This window comes from Streptomyces marokkonensis (assembly GCF_008312835.1).
Lineage (GTDB): Bacteria > Actinomycetota > Actinomycetes > Streptomycetales > Streptomycetaceae > Streptomyces > Streptomyces marokkonensis_A.
In genome coordinates, this window is the sequence record NZ_VSKS01000006.1 from 53,099 (window position 1) to 75,210 (window position 22,112).

16 protein-coding genes and 1 pseudogene are annotated in these 22,112 nt (G+C 73.5%); 10 read left to right on the forward strand and 7 right to left on the reverse strand.

Features of this window, described 5'->3' with window-relative positions:
• The first annotated feature begins 41 nt into the window (after window positions 1-41).
• The gene (locus F1615_RS12515; RefSeq protein ID WP_149549016.1) at window positions 42-1,796 is read left to right on the forward strand and encodes an ABC transporter ATP-binding protein; all 1,755 of its coding nucleotides are present in this window, start codon (window positions 42-44) and stop codon (window positions 1,794-1,796) included.
• 115 nt (window positions 1,797-1,911) lie between these two features.
• Window positions 1,912-2,277 (forward strand): nuclear transport factor 2 family protein, encoded by a 366-nt coding sequence (locus F1615_RS12520; protein ID WP_149549017.1) that lies wholly within the window; start codon window positions 1,912-1,914, stop codon window positions 2,275-2,277.
• A 236-nt stretch (window positions 2,278-2,513) separates the two neighbouring features.
• Here the strand turns inward: F1615_RS12520 and F1615_RS12525 are convergent, their stop codons facing one another.
• Window positions 2,514-3,176 carry a TetR/AcrR family transcriptional regulator gene (locus F1615_RS12525; protein ID WP_149549018.1) on the reverse strand — a complete coding sequence of 221 codons (663 nt, stop codon included), beginning with the start codon at window positions 3,174-3,176 and terminating at the stop codon, window positions 2,514-2,516.
• A 188-nt stretch (window positions 3,177-3,364) separates the two neighbouring features.
• Between F1615_RS12525 and F1615_RS12530 the strand changes: the two genes are divergently transcribed.
• Both F1615_RS12530 and F1615_RS12535 read left to right on the forward strand, forming a co-directional pair.
• A complete protein-coding gene (locus F1615_RS12530; RefSeq protein ID WP_149549019.1) occupies window positions 3,365-4,624 on the forward strand; it encodes a YncE family protein in 1,260 nt (419 codons plus the stop codon).
• Between the two features lie 128 nt (window positions 4,625-4,752).
• Window positions 4,753-5,880, forward strand: a complete 1,128-nt coding sequence (locus F1615_RS12535) for an XdhC family protein (protein WP_208818297.1) — start codon at window positions 4,753-4,755, stop codon at window positions 5,878-5,880.
• 117 nt (window positions 5,881-5,997) lie between these two features.
• Here the strand turns inward: F1615_RS12535 and F1615_RS12540 are convergent, their stop codons facing one another.
• The 4 genes from F1615_RS12540 to F1615_RS12555 are packed head-to-tail and all read right to left on the reverse strand — an operon-like array spanning window position 5,998 to window position 8,086.
• Complete coding sequence (locus tag F1615_RS12540) at window positions 5,998-6,498, reverse strand: metallophosphoesterase family protein (RefSeq protein ID WP_149549252.1); 501 nt, start codon at window positions 6,496-6,498, stop codon at window positions 5,998-6,000.
• A 60-nt stretch (window positions 6,499-6,558) separates the two neighbouring features.
• Window positions 6,559-6,735, reverse strand: coding sequence for a hypothetical protein (locus tag F1615_RS12545; protein ID WP_388234500.1), 177 nt, complete (start codon window positions 6,733-6,735; stop codon window positions 6,559-6,561).
• The gene (locus F1615_RS12550) at window positions 6,735-7,088 is read right to left on the reverse strand and encodes a CBS domain-containing protein (RefSeq protein WP_149549022.1); all 354 of its coding nucleotides are present in this window, start codon (window positions 7,086-7,088) and stop codon (window positions 6,735-6,737) included. The genes F1615_RS12545 and F1615_RS12550 overlap by 1 nt, the downstream gene beginning before the upstream one ends.
• A 59-nt stretch (window positions 7,089-7,147) precedes the next feature.
• On the reverse strand, window positions 7,148-8,086 hold the full coding sequence (locus F1615_RS12555; protein ID WP_149549023.1) for a LysR family transcriptional regulator: 939 nt from the start codon (window positions 8,084-8,086) through the stop codon (window positions 7,148-7,150).
• Window positions 8,087-8,220: 134 nt separating this feature from the next.
• Between F1615_RS12555 and F1615_RS12560 the strand changes: the two genes are divergently transcribed.
• The gene (locus F1615_RS12560) at window positions 8,221-8,913 is read left to right on the forward strand and encodes a type 1 glutamine amidotransferase domain-containing protein (protein WP_149549024.1); all 693 of its coding nucleotides are present in this window, start codon (window positions 8,221-8,223) and stop codon (window positions 8,911-8,913) included.
• A gap of 48 nt (window positions 8,914-8,961) precedes the next feature.
• Here the strand turns inward: F1615_RS12560 and F1615_RS12565 are convergent, their stop codons facing one another.
• The gene (locus tag F1615_RS12565) at window positions 8,962-11,403 is read right to left on the reverse strand and encodes a SpoIIE family protein phosphatase (protein WP_149549025.1); all 2,442 of its coding nucleotides are present in this window, start codon (window positions 11,401-11,403) and stop codon (window positions 8,962-8,964) included.
• Window positions 11,404-11,662: 259 nt separating this feature from the next.
• On the opposite strand from F1615_RS12565, the pseudogene F1615_RS12570 reads away from it, so the two are divergent.
• Window positions 11,663-13,818, forward strand: a pseudogene (locus tag F1615_RS12570) (SpoIIE family protein phosphatase).
• Between the two features lie 82 nt (window positions 13,819-13,900).
• Here F1615_RS12570 and F1615_RS12575 read toward each other — a convergent pair.
• The gene (locus F1615_RS12575; RefSeq protein ID WP_149549026.1) at window positions 13,901-15,226 is read right to left on the reverse strand and encodes a S1 family peptidase; all 1,326 of its coding nucleotides are present in this window, start codon (window positions 15,224-15,226) and stop codon (window positions 13,901-13,903) included.
• Window positions 15,227-15,792: 566 nt separating this feature from the next.
• Between F1615_RS12575 and F1615_RS12580 the strand changes: the two genes are divergently transcribed.
• The 4 genes from F1615_RS12580 (at window position 15,793) to F1615_RS12595 (ending at window position 21,969) form a co-directional block, all read left to right on the forward strand.
• Window positions 15,793-16,008: a type A2 lantipeptide gene (locus tag F1615_RS12580; protein ID WP_149549027.1), complete on the forward strand. Its 216-nt coding sequence runs from the start codon at window positions 15,793-15,795 to the stop codon at window positions 16,006-16,008.
• 108 nt (window positions 16,009-16,116) lie between these two features.
• Entirely contained in the window at window positions 16,117-16,923 is an 807-nt protein-coding gene (locus F1615_RS12585) for an HlyD family efflux transporter periplasmic adaptor subunit (protein ID WP_149549028.1), read from the forward strand.
• Window positions 16,920-19,142 (forward strand): NHLP family bacteriocin export ABC transporter peptidase/permease/ATPase subunit, encoded by a 2,223-nt coding sequence (locus F1615_RS12590; protein WP_149549029.1) that lies wholly within the window; start codon window positions 16,920-16,922, stop codon window positions 19,140-19,142. Before F1615_RS12585 ends, F1615_RS12590 begins: the two co-directional genes overlap by 4 nt.
• 1 nt (window position 19,143) lies before the next feature.
• Window positions 19,144-21,969, forward strand: coding sequence for an NHLP bacteriocin export ABC transporter permease/ATPase subunit (locus F1615_RS12595; protein WP_149549030.1), 2,826 nt, complete (start codon window positions 19,144-19,146; stop codon window positions 21,967-21,969).
• The last annotated feature ends 143 nt before the right edge of the window (window positions 21,970-22,112 follow it).

Here is a 22,112-nt window from a genome sequence, read left to right on the forward strand (position 1 = left end):
TCCGCGTAGCCTGAACCTCCATCCGTCACCGAGGGGGGCATGTGAGCGTCGCAGCTGAGGAATCCGGTCCGCCCGCGTGGCGGCTGCTGCTCGGATACGTACGGCCGCACCGGTGGGCCCTGCTGGGCGGTGCCCTGCTCTCGCTGATGACCGGTGCGACGGGCCTGATGCTGCCGCTGGTGGCCCGCGAGCTGATCGACGACCTCTCCGACGACCGCGCCATCACCGGCGCGCTGCTGCTGATGTCGGCCCTGGTCGTCGCCAACGCCGTGCTGGGCGCGCTGGGTTCGTACGTCCTGCGGCGCACCGCGGAGTCGGTGGTGCTGGGGGCGCGGCGCTCGCTGTCGTCGTATCTGCTGCGGCTGCGGATCACGGCCGTGGACCGCAGTGAGCCGGGCGATCTGATGGCCCGCATCACCTCCGACACCACCCTGCTGCGCGAGGTGACCACCGATTCGCTGGTCGGTCTCGGCACGGGTGGTCTGACGCTCGTGGCGACCGTGGTGCTGATGGGCTTCGTCGACCCGGTGCTGCTGGGTGTCACGCTGGGCGTGACAGCGGCCGCGGGGACCGTGCTCGGTGTGATCGTGCCGCGGATCAACCGCGCCTCCCGGCGGGCGCAGGACGCGGTCGGCGTGATGGGTGCCTCGCTGGAGCGGGTGCTGGGCGCGCTGCGCACGGTGAAGGCGTCGGGTGCCGAGCCCCGGGAGGAGCGCACGCTGCACGAGGCCGCGCAGGAGTCGTGGCGGCAGAGCGTGCGCGCCGCCAAGTGGTCGGCCGCGGCGGGGAACACGGCCGGCCTCGCGATGCAGATCGCGTTCATCACGGTGCTCGCGGTGGGCGGCGCCCGGGTGGCGACGGGGGCCATCGACATCGGGACGCTGGTGGCGTTCCTGCTGTTCGTCTTCTATCTGATGTCGCCGATCCAGGAGGTCGTCGGCGCGATCACGCAGTACCAGACGGGCAGCGCCGCGCTCGCCCGGATCCAGGAGGCGCTGCGGCTGCCCGCCGAACCGGCAGCCGGGCCCGTGGAGCTGCCCGGCCCCGGCACGGCGCCCGCCGCGCTCGCGTTCACGGACGTGCGCTTCCGTTACGCCGACGATCTGCCGTACGTCCATCACGGGGTGACGTTCACCGTGCCCGCACAGGGCATGACCGCGTTCGTCGGCCCGTCCGGCGCGGGCAAGACCACCGTGTTCTCCCTGATCGAGCGGTTCTACGACCCCGAGTCCGGGGTGATCACCCTGGACGGCCGGAATCTGGCCGACTGGGAGCTGTCGCAGCTGCGGGCCGCGATCGGCTATGTGGAGCAGGACGCGCCGGTGCTGTCGGGTTCGCTGCGGGACAACCTGCTGCTGGGCAACCCAGAGGCGGACGACGACACGGTGACGCGGGTGCTGAAGACGACCCGGCTCGACGGTCTGGTGTCCCGTCTGCCGGACGGGCTGGACACCCTCGTCGGGCATCGCGGCACCAAGCTGTCCGGGGGCGAGCGCCAGCGGGTCGCCATCGCCCGCGCCCTGCTGCGCCGGCCCCGGCTGCTGCTGCTCGACGAGGCCACCTCGCAGCTCGACGCGGTGAACGAGGCGGCGCTGCGCGACACCGTCGCCGACGTGGCGCGCACGACGACGGTCCTGGTGGTCGCGCACCGACTGTCGACGGTGACGATGGCGGACCGGATCGTGGTGATGGACGCGGGCCGGGTCCGCGCCGTCGGCACGCACCGGGAGCTGGTGACCGCCGATCCGCTGTACGCGGAGCTGGCGGCGACGCAGTTCCTTGCGACGGGTGAGTGACCGGGGCGGTGCGGGGCCCGGCTTGCCGTGCCCTCCGGGCCGGAGGACGCTCGTAGGAGAGGCCGTCTAGGCCCGCCGGAGGTCCGGGCCGCGGCCTCGGAGGAGGTAGGTCATCATGACAACCGCGGCACAACCCGCCTTCGGCACCGACACGCTGCGCCGGGGCATCGAGGCGGACACCTCGGCGATGCTGGTGTCGCTCTACGCGGACGACGCGGAACTGCGCATCGTCGACCGCAACACCCAGCCCAGCCACCCCAAGGTCCTGCACGGCCGGGACGAGATCGCCGCCGCGCTCGACGACGTCTACAGCCGCGACATGACGCACAAGCTGGAGGCGTGCGTCGTCCAGGGCGATCACGCCGCCTACTCCGAGAGCTGCCAGTACCCGGACGGGGTGCGGGTGCTCTCGGAGTCGATGCTCACCCTGCGGGACGGCAGGATCACCGGGCAGACATTGATCCAGGCCTGGGACGAGTGACGCGGCCCGTCCGGCGGCGCAGCCCGCCGCCGGACCGGACCGGCTGACGCGGGCCCGGCGGGAGGAGGCGGCCCGGCCCGGGCGCACCCCGGCCGGGCCGTGCCCCGCCGGGGTGCGCCCGGGCCGTCGGCGCGGCCCTCGTGGCCCTGTCCCCCGGTGCGGCCCCGTCGCCGGCGCGTGTGCTCCGGCCCGGGCCGCGCACCGAGCCCGCCGGACCGGAGGGGCCGACGGAACGGTCAGCCCCGCCGCGGGACCCATGCGGGCGGGCGCAGGATGCTCAGGAGCTGGCGGACCAGTTCGTCCACGACCTCGTCCAGGGTGGCCTCCACCCAGCCCGCGCTCCAGTCGTGGAGCAGGCCGTTGACGCTGCCGATGAAGCCCGTCGCGGCGAGGCGGTGGTCGCGGGGCGCCGCCTCTCCCCGTGCGGCCGCCGCCCGCGCCTCGGCACAGATCAGCTCGACCCACTGGGCGCGGCGGGCGAGCCGCTGTTCCTCCATCCGCGGGCTGACACCGATGATCTCCACGAACGCGATACGGATCCGGCGCGGGTCGCCGGTGACGTCGGCGGCGTAGGCGCGGAAGACGGCGTCCGCCCGTTCGGGGAGCGGGGTGTGTGCCGTCCGTGCGGCCGCGGCCAGGACCGCCGCCTCGGCCCGGTCGTTGACCTGGAGGTGCAGCACGGCCAGGACGTCCTCCAGGTTGCGGAACTCCTCGTAGAACTGACGCGTCGACAGTCCCGCGGCCTCGCTGAGGGCGGCGACGGTGGTGGACCGGTAGCCGGGGCCGGCACCGAACAGTTCGAGCGCCGCGTCGAGGAAGCGCCGGCGCCGCTCGGCCTTCCGCTCCTCGGCGGACTTTCCCGCGTAACGGCCGCTCGGTGCCCGCAGCCTGTCCGGCACCGGCCCTCCCCTCCTTGGTGGCACGGCCAATTTTGTCGTGTACGCAGTCTTGTGGAGAAGGGTCACCCGTCCTTACTTTTCAGTAAGTTGATTCTGAAAGTACCCGTGTTCAGATTTCCGTTCCCCTGTTTGGCATGTCCCACTCACGGGCGCACCGCCCGTCCCCCACCCGCAGAGGAGAGAGCGTCATGCCGCTCCGCAGAACCAGGAACCTGTGCGTCCTCGCCGCCGCCCTCGCACTGACCGCCACCACCCCCGCCGCCGCGAACGCCGCCGGCCCCGCCCCGGGCTCCTCCACAGGCCTGCGCGAGGTGCTGTTCGTGGGCAACAACTGGGACGGCACCGCCGATGTCCTCGAGTCCACCGGTGACTTCTCGAGGATCGGCCGGATCGACGTCGTCCCCGACAAGGAGGCGCGGATGGCCGAGATCAACGCCGACCCGATCCACTGGATCTACTTCATGGCCATCCGCAACAGCGTCGGCGAGGGCCACGACCAGTTCGTCGACGACATGTACTCCACCCCGGACGGCACCTCGGTGGTGGTGTCGCGGCCGAGCTTCGCCGACGTGGTCTCCCTCGACCTCGCCACCGGAGAGGTCAACTGGCGCTTCCCCGTGTCCGGTTACCGCTCCGACCACATGGCCGTCTCCCCCGACGGCAAGCGTGTCGCCGTCTCGGCCTCGACCTCCAACACGGTGCACGTCCTGGACATCGGGACCGGCGAGGAACTCGGCTCGTTCGCCACGGGCGACAAGCCGCACGAGAACATCTTCAGCGCCGACGGCAGGCACATCTGGAACATGTCCATCGGCGAGGTGAACACCGCCCTCGACGCGACCTGGCTGGACTGGACGAAGGGCGACCGCCGCATCACGGTCGTCGACGCGACCACCTTCGAACAGGTCGAGGTCATCGACATGCGCGAGCGGCTCGACGCCGCCGGTCTGAAGGACCACTCGGACGCGGTCCGCCCGGCCGCGTTCTCCCCGGACGAGTCGAAGCTGTACTTCCAGGTCTCCTTCTTCAACGGCTTCCTCGAGTACGACGTCGCCACCAACCGCATCACCCGCACCAAGACCCTGCCGAAGAACCCGGCCACCAGCACCGACCGCACCACATGGGTCAACGACTCCCGTCACCACGGCATCACCATGAAGCCGGACGGCACCAAGCTGTGCGTCGCGGGCACCATGGACGACTACGCGACGGTCGTCGACCGCGCGACCCTGCGGCAGGGGCCGCTCGTCACCGTGTCCAAGCCGTACTGGGCGACGGTCAGCGGTGACGGGAAGTCGTGCGTGGTCTCCGAGAGCGGCGCCGACCGGGTCACCGCCATCGACTTCGCGACCGGCGAGAAGTCCGTCTCCGTACCCGTCGGGGATCACCCCCAGCGGGTGCGCCTCGGCCGGGTGGAGGCCGGCTGGTCCGGTCCGTCGGCCGACTGAGCGCACGGGCGCGGAGGCAGTCCTTCCGGTTCAGCGGGTCGTGGTCCATGCGGGGGCGCCGGGGCACCGTGCCCCGGCGCGTTCACCGGGCGCGGCGCGGGGAAGTCACCAGGTGGAAGGAGCGGACCGTGCGTGACATTCTCCCGGTGCTCGGCCGCTGGTACGCGGCCGGGCAGCCGTTCGGCCTGGCCACCGTCGTCGGGGTGAGCCGCAGCGCACCCCGCGGTCCCGGGGCCGCGATGGCCGTCGGCCCCGGCGACGAGGTGGTGGGCAGTGTGTCCGGGGGCTGTGTCGAGGGCGCGGTGTTCGAGCTGGCGCGGGAGGCCGTCACGGACGGCGCGGTCCGCACGCGGACCTTCGGCTACAGCGACGAGGACGCCTTCGCGGTGGGGCTGACCTGCGGCGGCGAGATCACCGTACTGGTGCGTCCCGTGACGCGCGGAGCGGACCCGGCGTTCGGTGCCGTCGCGGAGTCGGCCGCCGCCGGCGAGCCGGTGACGATGGCGACGGTGACCGGCGGTCCCGCGCCGTGCGGCGCCACCCTCGCCGTCCGGCCGGACCGGGTCACGGGCACCCTGGGGACGACCGGGCTGGACGCGGCCGTCACCGCCGACGCACGGGGCGGACTCGCCCTCGGCGCCACCGGGCGGCGCCACTACGGCCCCCAGGGGGAGCGCCGCGCGGACGCGGTGAGCGTGTTCCTGCAGTCCTTCGCGCCGCCGCCGCGCATGCTGGTCTTCGGCGCGATCGACTACGCGGCAGCCGTGGCCCGCATCGGCGCCTTCCTCGGCTACCGCGTCACCGTGTGCGACGCCCGCCCGGTCTTCGCCACGCCCCGGCGCTTCCCGGACGGCGTCGAGGTGGTCGTGGAGTGGCCGCACCGGTATCTGCGCGACACCGGGACCGACGAGCGCACGGTGGTCTGCGTGCTCACCCACGATCCGAAGTTCGACGTTCCGCTGCTCCTTGAGGCGCTGCGCCGGCCGGCCGCGTACATCGGGGCGATGGGCAGCCGCCGCACCCACGCCGAGCGCGCGGAGCGACTGGCCGGCGCCGGGCTCACCGGGCGTGAGCTGTCCCGGCTGCGCTCACCTGTCGGGCTCGACCTCGGCGCCCGTACGCCCGAGGAGGTGGCCGTGTCCGTGGCCGCGGAGATCGTCGCGCTGCGCTGGGGCGGCACGGGCGCGCCCCTGACCGGCACGCGGGGAGCGGTCCATCCACCGCTTCCGGAGAATCCGGGAACGGATGGTGTGTGAGTACGGCGGAGCCGGGTACGCGCCCGGTATCACCTCCGATCGTGGGAAGGAGGTCCGTGAAAGCGCATCCACTCGCAGCGCCCGGGCCGCTTCCGTCGGCACGGAGCGGCCCGGCCGTCAGCGCGGTGGCAGCCGGTGGAGATCCACCTCGGTGATCGACCCCCCGGAGACCGTGACGGTCATGTAGGTGCAGTGGGGCTGACGACGGCGGTCCGTCGGGGAGCCCGGATTGAGCAGACGGAGTCCCGTGGGCGCGGTGGTGTCCCACGGGATGTGGCTGTGTCCGAAGACCAGCACGTCGACGTCCGGGAAGCGGGCGGCGCAGCGTGTCTCGCGCCCTTGTGCGGGTCCCGTCTCGTGGACGACACCGAAGCGCAGGCCTCCGATGTCCGCTTGCGCGAACTCGGGCAGCCGGGCGCGGAGTCCCGGCCCGTCGTTGTTGCCGTACACGGCGATCAGCCTGCGGCTGCGGCTCTCCAGCAGATCCAGGGTGTCGGTGTCGACCCAGTCCCCCGCGTGCAGCACGACGTCCGCACGGGGGACCTCCTCCAGCAGCGGCGCGGGGAGCCGCTTGGCGCGTTTCGGCAGGTGGGTGTCCGACATCAGGAGCAGCCGCACGGCGACGGACCCGGGCGCCACGACGCCGGCAGCGGCTCGACCGGTGCGCCCGGGCACCTGTCAGTCCACGCCCCTCACTATGTTCTCCTCCGTCCCCGTCCCCGGGACGGTGGAGGTGCTGCCGCGGTCCACGGCGGGCAGGCAGGTCCGCAGGGGGTCCTTGCCGCGCAGCCGCCGGGCTCGCGCCCAGCCGGTCTCCGGCCGGCGGGTCCGGGGTTTGTCACTGATCTCCGACATCACGACGCATCATCTTCCTTCTGCAGCCACTGACCGACGGGTCCCCGGTGCCGCGTTGCACAAACACCGAGGGCCGGCTCCGGGTCGCGCTCCACGGCCAGCCGCACCACGTGGTCCAGGTCGTCGTCCGGTGCCATGGTCACCAGGTCGTCGCCGCACGCGCCGGCCACGGTGGTCTCCTCGGTGTCCACGCCCCGGGAGACCGGCCGCACCGCCAGGTCACGGTCGGTGACCAGGCCGCACAGTCGGTCACCGTCGGTCACCAGGGCGGCCCCGAGGCCGCGGTCGCGCATGGCGCGGGCGACCTGTGCGACGGAGGTCTGCGGCCCGACGGTCACCGGCGCGGCGGTCATGATGTCGCGGTCCGTCCTGTCCCCGGCCGGTGCCCGGGTACCCGGGCGGAGCCACGCGGTCACCAGGCGCGTGCGGCCCGGAGGAGACGGTCGCGGACGAGCACCACGTGGGGGTTGTCGGAGGTGCCGGGCCGCTGCACCAGGAAGCCCGTGTTGATGGGCGCGTCCACGGGCTCGTCGAGCAGGGCCACGGCGCCGGAGGCCAGTTCGTCCGCGCACAGATAGCGGGGCAGCACGCTGTAGCCGGCCCCGGCCACCACCAGGGCCAGCACGGCCCGCAGGTCCGGGACCGAGACGGCGGCGTGGCAGTTCAGACGCCGGCCGAAGACGTGCCGCCAGTAGCGGCGGACGATGGGCAGGTCCTCGGCGTAGGCGAGCAGCGGTACGCCGTGCAGCGCGCCGGGGCCTTCGGCGGCGAGACGTGCGCGCAGTCCGCCGGCCAGGGCGGGCGCGGCCACCAGGACGAACTCCTCGTCGGCCAGCGGCACCGCGGTCAGGGTGCGGCCGCGCGGGCGGCTCGTGGCGATCGCCAGGTCGTGTCGCCCGGAGCGCAGTTCGTCGAGCAGCCGGTCGCTCAGGCCCGTGGTGACGCGCAGCCGCACTCCCTCTGCCACCAGGGGGGCGAGTGCGGGCAGGGCCCGTGTGGAGAGCAGTTCGGCGGGTCCGGCGAGGTGGACGGGCGCGGGGCGGGCCCGGGAGGGCGGGCCGTGCCCGGTGGCCTCGGCGAGGGCGTCGAGCGGAGCGGCGATCCGGGCGGCCAGTTCGTCGGCCACGGCGGTCGGCGCGACACCACGGGGCCGCCGTTCGAACAGTTCGCGGCCGGTCTGCCGTTCCAGCGAGCGGATCTGGGTGGTGACGGTGGGCTGGGACAGGCCCAGGAGCCGGGCGGCGGCCGTGAAGGAGCCGGAGCGGTACACCGCGAGGAAGGTGCGCAGCAGGTTCAGGTCGGACGCGGCGGCGGCGCTCCCGTTCGGGCGGTCGGTCTCACTGTGCCTCACGGTGACGAGACTACGCGGCGGTATCCATAGGTTTCCCTATGGCGGGCATGCGGGAGGGCATTGGAATCGCGGGGTGCGGGCCCTCTACCGTCGAGGTGTCGCAAGCAACCGCGCACATATCGGGAAGTGAGCACATGTCGAAGATTCTGTTCGTCGTCACCGGGGCCGATCGTCTGACCCTGGCCGACGGGAGCGCGCATCCCACCGGCTTCTGGGCCGAGGAGGCCGTGGCGCCGTACGAGGCGCTGCGCTCCGCGGGCCACGAGGTCGTCGTCGCCACTCCCGGCGGCGTCGTGCCTCCCGTCGACCGGGGCTCCCTCACACCCGAGATGAACGGCGGCCGGGAGAACGCCGACCGGATCGCGAAGGCGCTGGAGTCCTTCACCGAGCTCCGGCGGCCGGTCCGGCTGGAGGACGTCCGGCTGGACGAGTACGCGGCCGTCTTCTACCCCGGTGGCCACGGCCCCATGGAGGACCTCGCCGTCCATCCCGGCTCCGGCCGGCTGCTCGTCGAGGCGCTGGACTCGGGCAAGCCGCTCGCCGTCGTCTGCCACGGTCCGGCCGCGCTGCTCGCCGCCGTGCGGGAGGACGGCGGCAACGCCTTCGCCGGTTACGAGGTGGCCGCGTTCACCAACGCCGAGGAGGCGCAGGGCGGCCTCGGCGACAAGGTGCGGTGGCTGCTCGAGGACCGGCTCACCGAGGCCGGTGTGCGGGTGCGGGCGGGCGAGCCGTGGGCACCGAACGTGGTGGTCGACCGCACCCTGGTCACCGGTCAGAACCCGGCGTCGTCCGCTCCGCTCGCCGAGGAGCTGCTGAAGCGGCTCTGAGAGCGGCCCCGGGCGGTGCTGCCCCCGCCCTCGCCGCCGTTCCCGTCGTCACCGTACGACGAACTCCGCCCACACCTGCTTGCCCCCGCTGACCGGGAGCGTGCCCCAGGTCGCCGAGACCGCCTCGACGAGCAGGATGCCCCGGCCGCCGGTGGCCTCCCAGCCGATGCTGGTGGGCTTCACGGGGGTGCGGGGCGAGGCGTCGGCGACCGCGAGGCGCAGCCGGTCGTTGACCAGGGTGAGGTCGAGGCGGACCTGTCCGTCGGTGTGCACCAGGGCGTTGGTGACCAGTTCGGAGACCGCGAGCAGGGGGGCGTCGATGTCCTCGCTCACGCCCCAGGAGCGCAGGGTGCGCCGGGTGAAGCGGCGGGCGTGGCCCACCGCCTGGGGCACCCGCCACACCGTCCAGCTCTCGCGCAGCGGGCGCAGGGCCATGCCGTCGTAGCGCATCAGCAGCAGGGCGACGTCGTCGCTGCGCGGGGCCTTGCCGAGCAGGGCGTCCGCGACCTGCCCCAGGTGCGCGGGGTCGGAGACCGACAGCTGCCGGGCGAAGCGCTCCATGCCCTCGTCGATGTCGGTCTCGGGCGACTCGACCAGGCCGTCCGTGGTGAGGGCGACCATCGTGCCGGGCTGGAGCCGCAGCGGGCTCATGGGGAAGTCGCTCTGCCGCACCACCCCGAGCGGTGGTCCGCCCTCTGCCTCGGCGATGTCCGTACGTCCGTCCGGGTGACGCAGCACCGGTGGCAGATGTCCCGCGCGGACGCACCAGGCGAAGCCCTCCTCCATGTCGACGTCGACGTAGCAGCAGGTGGCGAAGAGGTCGGTCTCCATGTCCATGAGCAGCCGGTTGGCGTGGGAGACCACCACGTCCGGGGGGTGTCCCTCGACGGCGTAGGCGCGCAGGGCGGTGCGCATCTGGCCCATGAGGGTGGCGGCGCCGGCGCTGTGGCCCTGGACGTCGCCGATGACGAGGGCGACGTGGTTGTCCGGCAGCGGGATCACGTCGTACCAGTCGCCGCCCAGCTCCAGTCCGGCCGTGCTGGGCAGATAGCGGGCGACGGCGACCGCGCCCGGAAGCCGGGGCAGGCGGCGCGGCAGGAGCTGGCGCTGGAGCATGCCGACCAGTTCGTGCTCGGCGTCGAAGGCACGGGCCCGCATGAGGGCCTGTCCGGCGAGGCCGGCGGCGGCGGTGAGCAGGGCGCGTTCGTCGGCGCCGAAATCATGGGGGGCGTCCCAGCCGATGAGGCAGGCGCCTGCCATGCGGTTGCCCGCGGGCAGCGGCAGCACAGCCAGGCCGCCGGGCCCGACCTCGGCCAGGGCGACTTCCAGCGGGGAACCGGCGGGCCAGATGCCGGCGCGGCCCTCGCGCAGCGCGGCGGCGAGGGTCGGCATGGTGCGCACCGGCGCGTCGGGCCACTCGGTGCGCCACTCCGCGCGCCACAGCTCCGGCCAGGCCTCGGGTTCGGGCGGGTCGAGGACGGTCACGACGAGCCGGTCGTTCTCCAGCTCGGCGACCGCGATCCGGTCGGCACGCAGCGGCCTGCGAAGCGCGGCGACCACGGCCCTGCCGACGTCGCGGATGGTGACGGCGGTGGCCAGTGCGGCTGCGAGGCGCTGGACACGGGCCACGTCCGTGATGTCGGAGCGCAGCGTGGAGACATCGGCGACGGAACCCACCAGACGGGCCGGGCGCCCCTCGCCGCCGGGCGCCAGCCGGCCGCGCAGCCGGAGCCACTTGGGCGGGCCCGCGGGCTGGAGCACCCGGAACTCCAGTTCCCGCTCGCCGATCGTCATGTGGTCGGCCTCGACGACGGACATCAGCGAGGGCAGGTCCTCCGGCACGGTCAGGCCCAGCAGGGTCTCCACCCGCCCGTCGAAGTCGTCCGGGTCCAGGCCGAACAGCTCCAGGACGGCCTCGTCGACCCGGACCCGGCCGGTGTCCATGGCGAGGCTGAAACCACCCGGCGGCAGCTCCGCGCCGTCGGCGGCCGCGGGCGGCGCGGGGAAGGCGACGGCGTCGGCGACGAGGCCGAGGCAGACGCGGTCGTCGGCGTCGAACCCGCCGGGGCGCTCGCTCACCGTGAGCAGGCAGCCGCCGCCGTGGCTCACGGGCAGGGCCGCCAGGTGGAAGGCGCGGCGGGGCACGCGCCGCGACTGGGCCTGTGCGGCCAGCTCCTCCGGACCCAGCCACACCGGCCGCCCGCGGTGCGCCTCGGCCACCGGGGCGTGTCCCGCGACGGGGTAGCTGTCGCGCACCCCGCACAGAGTCCTCGGCACCCCGGCGGACTCCGCCAGATAGAGCCGCTCTCCGTCCGCGCTGGGCGTGTACACGGCGGCGAAGGAGGCACCGGCGAAGACGAGGGCCTGCTCCAGGATGCGGCGCACCCGTTCGGGTGAGTCCCGGTCGACCGCGATCGCCGTCAGGGCGCCCTCCGCACGCAGCGTTCTCGTGCTGCGTCCCGCAGCGCCCTCACCGACCACGTTGGCCATTACAGCGCTAATGGGACATCCGCGCAGCCCCTGCGAGCGTTCGGCTGCAGGACGGGTTCCCTCCGCTTCGCCGGGTCCTCGGCGGGGAACCTGTGGCGCCGGGCGCGGGGCAACCGGACCGGTACGTCGCGGGAGCGGTCCCCCCGGGGTCCGCTCGCTCCCCGGGTGTCCGGCCCCTTCTCCCCGCCGTTCGTCGTGCGCGACGGCCCCGCAGGGAGGAGATTGGGTCCCGTGGCCGGTGGCGCGGCCGTGCGAGGAGGTGGTCGGCGTGTCCGAGGGACAGTCCTCCGCGCAGGCGCCGGCGAGTGGGCGGGCACCGGTCGGCCGCCCGCTGCTGTCACTGTCGCTGGCCTCGATGATGGACGAGGTGCACGCCCATTCCGGGGCGGTGTACCTGCTCTCGCCGGACCAGCCGGTGCTGGAGATGGCGGTGATGGCGGGGCTGCCGCGCGCCTTCGCGGCCCCGTGGGAACGGCTGGCGCTGAGCGCGCCCATCCCGGTGTCCGACGCGGCGCGCGAACGACGGCTGGTCTGGGTGGGCGGCGAGGAGGAGATGGCGCGGCACTATCCCCGGATCGCCATGGTGCTGCCCTATCCCTTCTCCCTGGCGGCGCTGCCGGTGGCGACCGCGACCAGGGCGTACGGCGCGGTCTTCGTGACCTGCCCGGCACACACCCACCGGACCTGTCCGACTGGGAGCGCGATCATCTGACCGCCGCCTGCGACCGGCTGGCGGTGCGGCTGGAGCGGGCCGCCGAGCAGAGCCTGCCGCTGGCGCCCGAGCCGGATCTGCTGGCGGCGCCGCTGGTGGGCGGCATGGCCGGCACGCTCGGCTCGGTGGAGGCGGCACGGATGGTGTCCCGGCTGCCGTACGGTCTGTGCTCGCTCGACGTGCACGGGCGGGTCGGCTTCGTCAACGCCGCCGCCTCGGACCTGCTCGGCGTCCCGGCCAACCGGCTGCTCGGCGCCCATCTGTGGGCGTCGGTGCCGTGGCTGAACGACCCCGTCTACGAGGACCGCTACCGGGCCGCCCTGTTCAGCCAGCACGTCACCTCGTTCGTCGCGCTGCGGCCGCCCAACGAGTGGCTGTCCTTCCGGCTGTATCCGAGCACGACCGGGCTCAGCGTCCGTATCAGCCGGGCGCGGGCGGTGACGGAGATGAACCGCACGGCGCCGCGGCCCGGGCGGGCGACCGCGCGGCTGGTCACCATCACCCAGGTGCTGGGCCTGGCCGGCGCGCTGACCGAGACGGTCGGGGTGCAGGACGTGGTGCAGCTGGTCGCGGACGAGGTCGCGCCGGCGGTGGGCAGCCAGGGGCTGGTGGTCCTCGGCTCCCGCGCGGGCCGGCTGCGTGTGCTGGGACACCGCGGGTACCGGGATCCGCGGGTCGTGGAGCGGTACGACGGGATGCCGCTGTCGGAGCCGACTCCCGGCAGCCAGGTGCTGCGCACGGGTGTGCCCGCCTTTTTCGAGAACCGGGCGGACGCAGAACGCCTGTACCCGGCGCTGCTGACGAATCCGTCCGAGTTCTCGGCATGGGCGTACCTGCCGCTGATCGCCTCGGGCCGCCCGGTGGGGACGTGCGTGCTGTCGTACGCGGCGGCGCACCATTTCGCCACCGAGGAGCGGGCGGTGCTGACCAGTCTGGCGGGGCTGATCGCCCAGGCGCTGGAGCGGGCCGTGCTCTACGACGCGAAGCACCGGCTGGCACACGGGCTGCAGGAGGCGCTGCTGCCGCACACGCTGCCGTCGCTGGCCGGGATCGAGGCGGCCGCACGGTATCTGCCGGCCACTCAGGGCATGGAGATCGGGGGCGATTTCTACGACCTGGTGCCGACGCAGGGCATGGCGGCGGCGGTGATCGGGGATGTGCAGGGGCACAACGTGACGGCGGCCGGGCTGATGGGGCAGGTCCGCACCGCCGTTCGCGCGTACACGGCCGTCGGGCAGGCCCCCGAGGAGGTCATGCGCAGCACCAACCGGTTGTTGCTGGACCTGGGTTCGGAGCTGTTCGCGAGCTGTCTGTACATGCGGCTGGATCCCGCGCACGGGCGGGCCGTGATGTCCCGCGCGGGTCATCCGCCGCCGCTGCTGCGCAGGCCGGACGGGCGGGTGCGGGTGCTGGACCTGGCCGGTGGTCCGCTGCTGGGGATCGACGGTTCGGCGGCCTATCCGTCGACGGAGGTGGACCTCTCCCCCGGTTCGCTGCTCGTGCTCTACACCGACGGCCTGGTGGAGTCACCCGGTACGGACTTCGAGGACGCCCTCGCCGATCTGTGCCGGCGCCTCACCGAGCTGGGTGACCTGCCGCTGGACGACCTCGCCGACGCGCTGGTCCGGCCCGGCGCGGACGCGGAGGGCCGCCTGGACGACATCGCGGTGCTGCTGATCCGGGCGCTGCCGGCCGACGGCTGACGGGGCGCGGGGCCCGGCAGGGGCCCGGCCCCGCCACCACGGGGTGGCGGGGCCGGACCTGCGGTGCCCCGGAGGCGGGGTGTCAGTGGGTCTGCGTCAGGCCGGAGCCGTCCTCGGCGCCCTGGCCTGCTCCGTCACCGGCTCCCGCGCCGGCCTCCTCGCCGGCACCGGCCTGCTCACCGCCGACGTCCTGACCACCGGCCTGCTCACCACCGGCCTCCTGGCCGCCGGCCGCCTCGCCCGCGCCGGCCTCCCCGCCGCCCGCCTCGTCGCCGCCGCCCGCGCCCTCTCCCGCGCCGAGGGTCGCGCCGACCGCCGCCAGGGCGGTGGTGACCGGCTGGAAGAACGTCTCGCCGCCGGACGTGCAGTCGCCGCTGCCGCCCGAGGTCAGGCCGATGGCGAGGCCGTCCTGGGTGAACATCGAGCCGCCGCTGTCGCCGGGTTCCGCGCAGACGTCGGTCTGGATGAGACCGGTGACCGTGCCCTCCGGGTAGTTCACCGTGGCGTTCAGACCGAGCACCTGGCCGTCGGCGAGCCCGGTGGTGCTGCCCATCCGGAACACCTCCTGCCCGACGGTGGCCTCGGCGGCCTGGACGATCGGAAGCGTCTGGTCGCCGAGGTCGACCTCGCTCGGCGCCTGGGTGGCGGGGTCGTCGTACGTGACGAGTGCGAAGTCGCCCTCACCCGGGAAGACCGCCTGGTCGACCGTGGCGATCGGCTGTCCGCCCTGCGCGTCGGACCACTGGTCGCCCCCGGCCGCACAGTGACCGGCCGTCAGGAACGCCGGACTGCCGTCGCCCGCGGTGACGTTGAAGCCGAGCGAGCACCGGGCACCGCCGGAGAAGATGGCGTCGCCGCCGGACACGAACGTCTTGAAGGTGCCCGCCGACTTCTTGATGGTCGCCATGCCGGAGCCGAGGCTCCGCACGGTGGACTCCAGCCGGTCCCACTTGTCGCCGGTCACCGTGCTGTCCGCGGTGACGAGGATCTTGTTGGTGCGCGGGTCCACGGCCCACGAGGTGCCCGGGATGGTCGCCTCCGCCTTCAGCGTCCGCGCCCCCGCCTCCAGTTCGGTCATGCTGTTGTCGACCTCGCGGACGGCCGCGCCCGCCTTCTTGGCCTGCACGATCACGTTGTTGTTGTCGCCCGGTACGACGTTGACGACGAGCTGCTTGTTCCCGCCGTCGTAGTAGGAGCCGGCGAACGCGTCACCGAGGAGCCCGGCGAGCTGCGAGGCGAGATCCGAGGCGTCGCCCGCCTTGAGGGTCTTCGGCGCCGCCGCGGCGTCGTCCGACGCGCCGTCCTGCGACGCGTTGGCGTTCGGGAGCAGGATCGCGGCGGCTCCGAGCGCCACCACACCGCCCACCGCTATCGCGGCCTTGCGCTTCGGAATTCGCTTGTGACTCAAACTACTCGACCTCCTGGGGGGACGGGAGTCGTGCCGCCGTTCGGCGGCTTTCGGGGCGCCTGGATGGCTGTTGGTACGCGCGTGGCACCGGGCGCGTTCAATCCCGCCCCGCCCTCGCGTACCGCGACCGGCCGTGCGCGGGGCGTGGCGACCGTGAAGCGGAATCCCGGCTTCAGGGAATCTGCACAGCGAATGCCCAAGCCGGTCACCGGAGTCGGTGTGCCTCCACCCTCCGGCCGCCCGCGTCACGTCTTTGGGGCCGGTGTGCCGGATTCCGGCCACCGGGACGCAAGTGGCCGGATGGGTCGATGCGGTGGGGCATGTGAAGGACTCGCCGCCGACTGGTGCCCCCGTCTGCACGCTTGGGTGCCCGAGCGGCGCAAGTTGCCTGGTGAGAGGTTTGGTTGATTGGAAGCCCGTGCCACCGGCGTGCTTTGATCCATCGCACCGCAAGGCCGTTCCGGGCTCCCGGCGACGGGCGTTCGGCGCCCGCGGTCGCGGCCTTCATCTGTCCCCGGAGGGGGCCGCTCCCCCTTGTGACATTCCATACGAAGGGAAGTTCCATCATGAACTCCACCCCCCAGGTCGAGACCGTCGAGATCTCCGACGCCGACCTCGACAGCGTCTCCGGCGGCCTGTCCGTGAACGCCGTGAACACCCTCACGGGCGCGGTGGACAGCATCGCCCCCGTCTCCGGCCTGGTCGACACCGTCGTCGGCACCGTCGAGGGTGCCACCGGCCTGAACACCGCCCCGGTCACGAACCTGGTCGCCGGTCTCTGATCGCGCCCTCGCGCCACGGAGTTCCGGAGCCGCCCCGGCTCCGGGACTCCGTGGCGCCGCCGCGGTCCCCCGTCACATCGCACAGTTCATCCAGGTGAGGCACAACCCGTGCAGTTCCGCCAACAGGCCCTCGCCAGGCTCCAGTCACCGGAGGAGCTCGACCTCCCGGTGCGCTTCGCCCGCCCGCAGGGCTGGCTGGTGCTGTCCGTGACCGTGGTCGCGATGGCGGCGGCCTCGGTGTGGGCGCTGACCGGGTCGGTCACCTCCACGGTCGGCGCGCCCGCCGTCCTCACGTACGGGCAGGGCAGTTACGTCCTGCAGAGCCCCGTCGCCGGCCAGGTCACCGCCGTCCTGGCGGAGGAGGGCCAGCGGCTGCCCGCCGGTTCCCCCGTCCTGAAGGTGCGCACCGAGCGGGGCGACACGCTCGTCCGCACCCTCGACGCGGGCCGGATCACCGCGCTCGCCGCCAGCACCGGGCAGATCATCGCCACCGGCGCGGACGTCGCCGCCGTGGAGAAGGTCGCCCGCGAGGACGCCCCCCTGTACGCGACGGTGTACGTCCCCGCCGAGAGTGCCGCCGGCATTCCCGCGCGCGCCTCCGTCGACCTGACCGTGCAGTCGGTGCCGAGCCAGGAGTACGGCGTGCTGCACGGCACGGTGCGGTCGGTGGACCGCACCGCCCAGTCCGCCCAGCGCATCGCCGCGTTCCTCGGGGACAGGCGGCTCGGCGAGCAGTTCACCAAGGAGGGCAGGCCGGTGGCGGTCACGGTCGAACTGGAGAAGTCGGCCGCCACGAGGAGCGGCTACGCGTGGTCCTCCGCGGAGGGCCCGCCGTTCGAACTGACCTCGATGACCCTGGCCACGGGTTCGGTGCGGCTGGCCGACCGGCGCCCCGTCGACTGGCTGCTGCCGTGACCACCGCCCAGGAGACCCGCGGCAGACGCCGGGCCGCCCCGCCCGGGCGCAAGGTGCCCGCGTCCCGGGCGAAGACCGTCCGTACGCCCACCGTGCTGCAGATGGAGGCCGTGGAGTGCGGCGCCGCCTCCCTCGCGATGGTGCTCGGCCACTACGGCCGCCACGTCCCGCTGGAGGAGCTGCGGATCGCCTGCGGTGTCTCGCGGGACGGCTCGCGCGCCAGCAACCTGCTGAAGGCCGCCCGCGGTTACGGGCTGACCGCCAAGGGCATGCAGATGGACCTGGCCGCCCTCGCCGAGGTGACGGCGCCGGCCATCCTGTTCTGGGAGTTCAACCACTACGTCGTCTACGACGGCATGGGCCGCAGGTTCGGCCGCCGCGGCGTGTACGTCAACGACCCCGGCAAGGGCCGTCGGTTCGTCCCCCTGGAGGAGTTCGACGGCAGCTTCACCGGTGTCGTACTGGTGATGGAACCCGGTGACGACTTCAGCCGGGGCGGCCGCAAGCCGGGCGTGCTCGGGGCGATGCCGGCCCGGCTGCGCGGCACGGCGGGCACCATGCCCGCGGTGGTGCTGTCGAGTCTGCTGCTGGTGGCGGTGGGCGCGGCGGTGCCCGGACTCAGCCGTTCCTTCATCGACGAGTTCCTGATCGGCGGCCGGACCTCGACGCTGGACGTGCTGTTCACGTCGATGGGCGCGTGCGTGCTGCTCACGCTGGTGCTGACCTGGCTCCAGCAGGGAAACCTGCTGCGCGGCCGGCTCATCTCGTCGACGCTGTCCAGTGCCCGCTTCCTGCGCCATCTGCTGCGGCTGCCGGTGACGTTCTTCGCCCAGCGCAGCCCGGCCGACCTGGTGCAGCGGCTGCAGTCCAACGACGCGGTGGCCGAGACGCTGGCCCGCGATCTGTCGGCGGCGGGCGTGGACGCGGTGGTGGTCGTGCTGTACGCGGTGCTGCTGTACACCTACGACCCCCAGCTCACCTTCGTGGGCATCGGGGTGGCGCTGCTGAACATCGTGGCGATGCGGGTCGTCATCCGGCTGCGCGCGACCCGTACGGCGAAGCTGCGGGCGGACACCGCGCGGCTCACGAACACGGCGTACACGGGTCTGCAGCTGATCGAGACGATGAAGGCGACCGGCGGGGAGGACGGCTACTTCCGCAAGTGGGCCGGGCAGCACGCCACCACCCTGGAGGAGCAGCAGCGCCTCGGGGTGCCGAGCGCCTGGCTCGGCATCGTCGCGCCGACGCTCGCCACGCTGAACAGCGCGCTGATCCTGTGGATCGGCGGCATGCGGGCGGTCGAGGGCCACATCTCGGTCGGTCTGCTGGTGGCCTTCCAGGCGCTGGTCACCCGGTTCACCGCTCCGCTGACCCGGCTCAACGGCGTCGCGGGACGGATCCAGGACTTCGCGGCGGACGTGGCCCGGCTGAAGGACGTGGAGAACTTCCGGGCGGACCCGCTGTACGGCCGTCCCGGAGCCGGCGAGTCGACCCGCCGCCTGCGCGGCCATGTCGAGCTGCAGAACCTCACGTTCGGCTACAACCCGCTGGACAAGCCACTGCTGACCGGGTTCGACCTGACCGTGGGCCCCGGACAGCAGGTGGCGCTGGTGGGCGGCTCCGGCAGCGGGAAGTCCACGGTGTCACGGCTGATCTCGGGCCTGTACGCGCCGTGGGACGGCGTGATCCGGATCGACGGCCGGCGCATCGAGGACATCCCGCGCGGGGCGCTGGCCGCCTCCGTCTCCTTCGTCGACCAGGACGTGTTCCTGTTCGAGGGCACCGTCCGCGACAACGTGGCGCTGTGGGACCCGTCGATCCCGGACGAGGCCGTGGTGGAGGCGCTCAGGGACGCGGCGCTGTACGACGTGATCGTGCGCCGGCCGGGCGGCATCCACAGCCCGGTCGAGCAGGACGGCCGGAACTTCTCCGGCGGGCAGCGCCAGCGCCTGGAGATCGCGCGGGCGCTGGTGCGCAGGCCGAGCATCCTCGTGCTGGACGAGGTGACCAGCGCGCTGGACGCCGAGACCGAGCTGGTGGTGATGGACAACCTGCGCCGGCGCGGCTGCGCGTGCGTGGTGATCGCCCACCGGCTGAGCACGGTGCGCGACAGCGACGAGATCGTCGTCCTGGACCACGGCACCGTCGTGGAGCGCGGACGGCACGAGGAACTGGTGGCGCGCGGCGGCGCCTACGCGGCGCTGGTCAGGGAGCGATGAGATGACGGCCGTGCACGAGGGGCGGGGCGGCGACCTCGTCCTGGGCGCGCTCGGGTCACTGGGCACACCGGTCGACTGCTCCGGGTTCGGCCGGCTGGACCTCGAGGGGCCGCAGGTGCTGTGGCTCATCGCGTCCGGTGCCGTGGACCTGTTCGCGGTGGACGCCGGGCAGCAGGGCCACTGGCACCACCTGGGCCGGCTGGAGGCGGGTTCGCTGGTGCTGGGCCCGGTGGCCGGTCCGGCGCACACGCTGGTGGCGCGACCGCTGCGGGACTGCGTGGTGCGCCGCATCGGGCTGCGCGAGCTGTACCAGCCGACGAGCACCCAGACCTGGTCGTACCACGAGTACGGCAACCCCCGGTACGTACCGCCGACGACGAGCCCGCTGGAGTACGCCCTCGCGCTCGGCGTGGGACGGAGCCTGGCCGTCCTGTTCCAGGCGCCGATGGCCGCGGAGGGGGCCGCGGCCCCCACGGACGACGACGTGTTCTGGATGCAGGTCCCACCGGGCAGCGTGCAGTACGGCTCGCTCCACGGAGCGGAGGCGGCGGCCGACCTGCTGGTGGATCCGGCGCTGTGGCAGAGCATGGTCGACCAGCAGTACCGGCTGATGACCACGCTGGACCGGTGGATCGAGCAACGGGAGCAGACCCACGAGACGCGGACCGCCGAGGGCATCAGGGCCGGTGAGGCGGTCCGCGCCCAGGCCGACCTGACCCTGCTCGCCGCCCTCGGCAAGCGGTCGGGGCGGCGCACGACGGCGGCCGACGCGGACGCCACGTACGCGGCCTGCGAGCTGGTGGCGCGGGCGGCCGGGATCACGCTCGCCGCGCCCGCGCAGTCCGGTACCGGCGGGGACCGGCTCGATCCGGTCGAGCGGATCGCCCTGGCGTCCCGGGTGCGCACCCGTGTCGTACGGCTGGCCGGCCGCTGGTGGCGGGACGACGTCGGTCCGCTGGTGGGTCACCGGGCCCTGTCGGGTGCGCCCGTGGCGCTGCTGTGGCGGCGCGGCGGTTACGTGGCGGTGCATCCCGCGACCGGCAGGGAGACGCCGGTCGAGAAGGCGAACGCCGAGGAGTTCGAGCCCCGAGCGGTGATGTTCTACCGCCCCCTGCCCGAGCGGCGCCTGAGCCCGCTGCGGCTGATGCGGTTCTGCATGACCGGGACGCGGGGTGATCTGACCGGTCTGCTGCTGAGCGGTCTGGTGACGGTGGCCATCGGCGCCCTGGTGCCCCTCGCGACCGGCAAGGTCCTGGGCGAGTTCGTGCCGAAGGCGCAGACCGGACTGATCGCGCAGGTGTGTCTCGCGGTGATCCTCGCCAGTGTGGTGGCGGCCGCCTTCATGCTGCTGCAGAACCTCACCCTGCTGCGTCTCGAGGGCCGGGTGGAGGCCACGCTCCAGCCGGCCGTGTGGGACAGGCTGCTGCGGCTGCCGACCCGGTTCTTCACCGAGCGCTCCACCGGTGAGCTGGCGAGCGCGGCCATGGGCATCAGCGCGATCCGCCGGCTGCTGGCCGGGGTGGGCCCCACGGTGGCCCAGTCGGTCACCGTGGGGGCGGTGAACCTGGGGCTGCTGCTGTGGTTCAGTGTGCCGATGGCGCTGGCCGCGATCGGGATGCTGGTCGTCGTCGCGGGCGTGTTCCTGGGGCTCGGGCTGTGGCAGGTGCGCTGGCAGCGGCGCCTGGTGGTGCTCACCAACAAGCTGAACAACCAGGCCTTCCAGACGTTGCGCGGGCTGCCGAAGCTGCGGGTGGCGGCGGCGGAGAACTACGCGTACGCCGCCTGGGCGTCGGAGTTCGCCCGCAGCCGTGAGCTCCAGCAGAAGGCCGGCCGGATCAAGAACCTGACGGCGGTCCTGGGCGCGGTCTATCTGCCGCTGTGCACGCTGGCGATGTTCATGCTGCTGGCGGGACCGGCGCGCGGCTCGATGACGGCGGCGGAGTTCCTCACCTTCAACACGTCGGTGACGATGGTGCTGACCTCGGTCACCCAGCTGACCGGCGCGTTCGTCTCGGCGGTGGCGGCGCTGCCGCTGTTCGAGCAGATCAGGCCGGTGCTGGACGCCACCCCGGAGGTGCGCGCGGCGAGCACCCGGCCGGGCCCGCTGTCCGGGGCGATCGAGGCGCGGCGGCTGTCCTTCCGCTACTCCGACGACGGGCCGCTGGTCCTGGACGACGTGTCCTTCGAGGTGCGGCCGGGCGAGTTCGTGGCGGTGGTGGGCCCGAGCGGCTGCGGCAAGTCCACGCTGCTGCGGCTGCTGATCGGCTTCGACCGGCCGGTGTCGGGCAGTGTGCTGTACGACGGCCAGGACCTGGCCGCGCTCGACCAGTCGGCGGTGCGCCGGCAGTGCGGTGTGGTGCTCCAGCACGCGCAGCCGTTCACCGGGTCCGTCCTGGACGTCATCAGCGGGACGGAGCCGTACACACCGGAGGAGGCGATGGCGGCGGCGGAGATGGCGGGGCTGGCCGAGGACATCCGGCGGATGCCGATGGGGCTGCACACCCTCGTGTCCGGCAGTGGTGCGGTCTCCGGCGGCCAGCGGCAGCGGCTGATGATCGCCCAGGCGCTGATCCGCCGGCCGCGGATCCTGTTCTTCGACGAGGCGACCAGCGCCCTGGACAACGAGACGCAGCGCACGGTGATCGAGAGCACCAAGGCGCTGGAGGCGACCCGCGTCGTCATCGCCCACCGGCTGTCGACGGTTCTGGACGCGGACCGGGTGGTCGTGATGCAGGGTGGCAAGGTGGTCCAGCAGGGCCCGCCCGCCCAGCTGCTCGCGGACACCGGGGGGCGGCTGCACGAGCTCGTGCGGCGGCAGCTCGCGTGAGGTGTCGGGCGTCCGCGCCCGGGCACCCGCGTACGGTCCCGCCGGCCACGCGCGGCACGCCCACCCGTCCGGCCGCGCCGGTGGCGCGTCTTCGCCGCCCGGGGCGGCCGGTCCGTTGGTCAGCGCGGTAATTGGGTACCCAC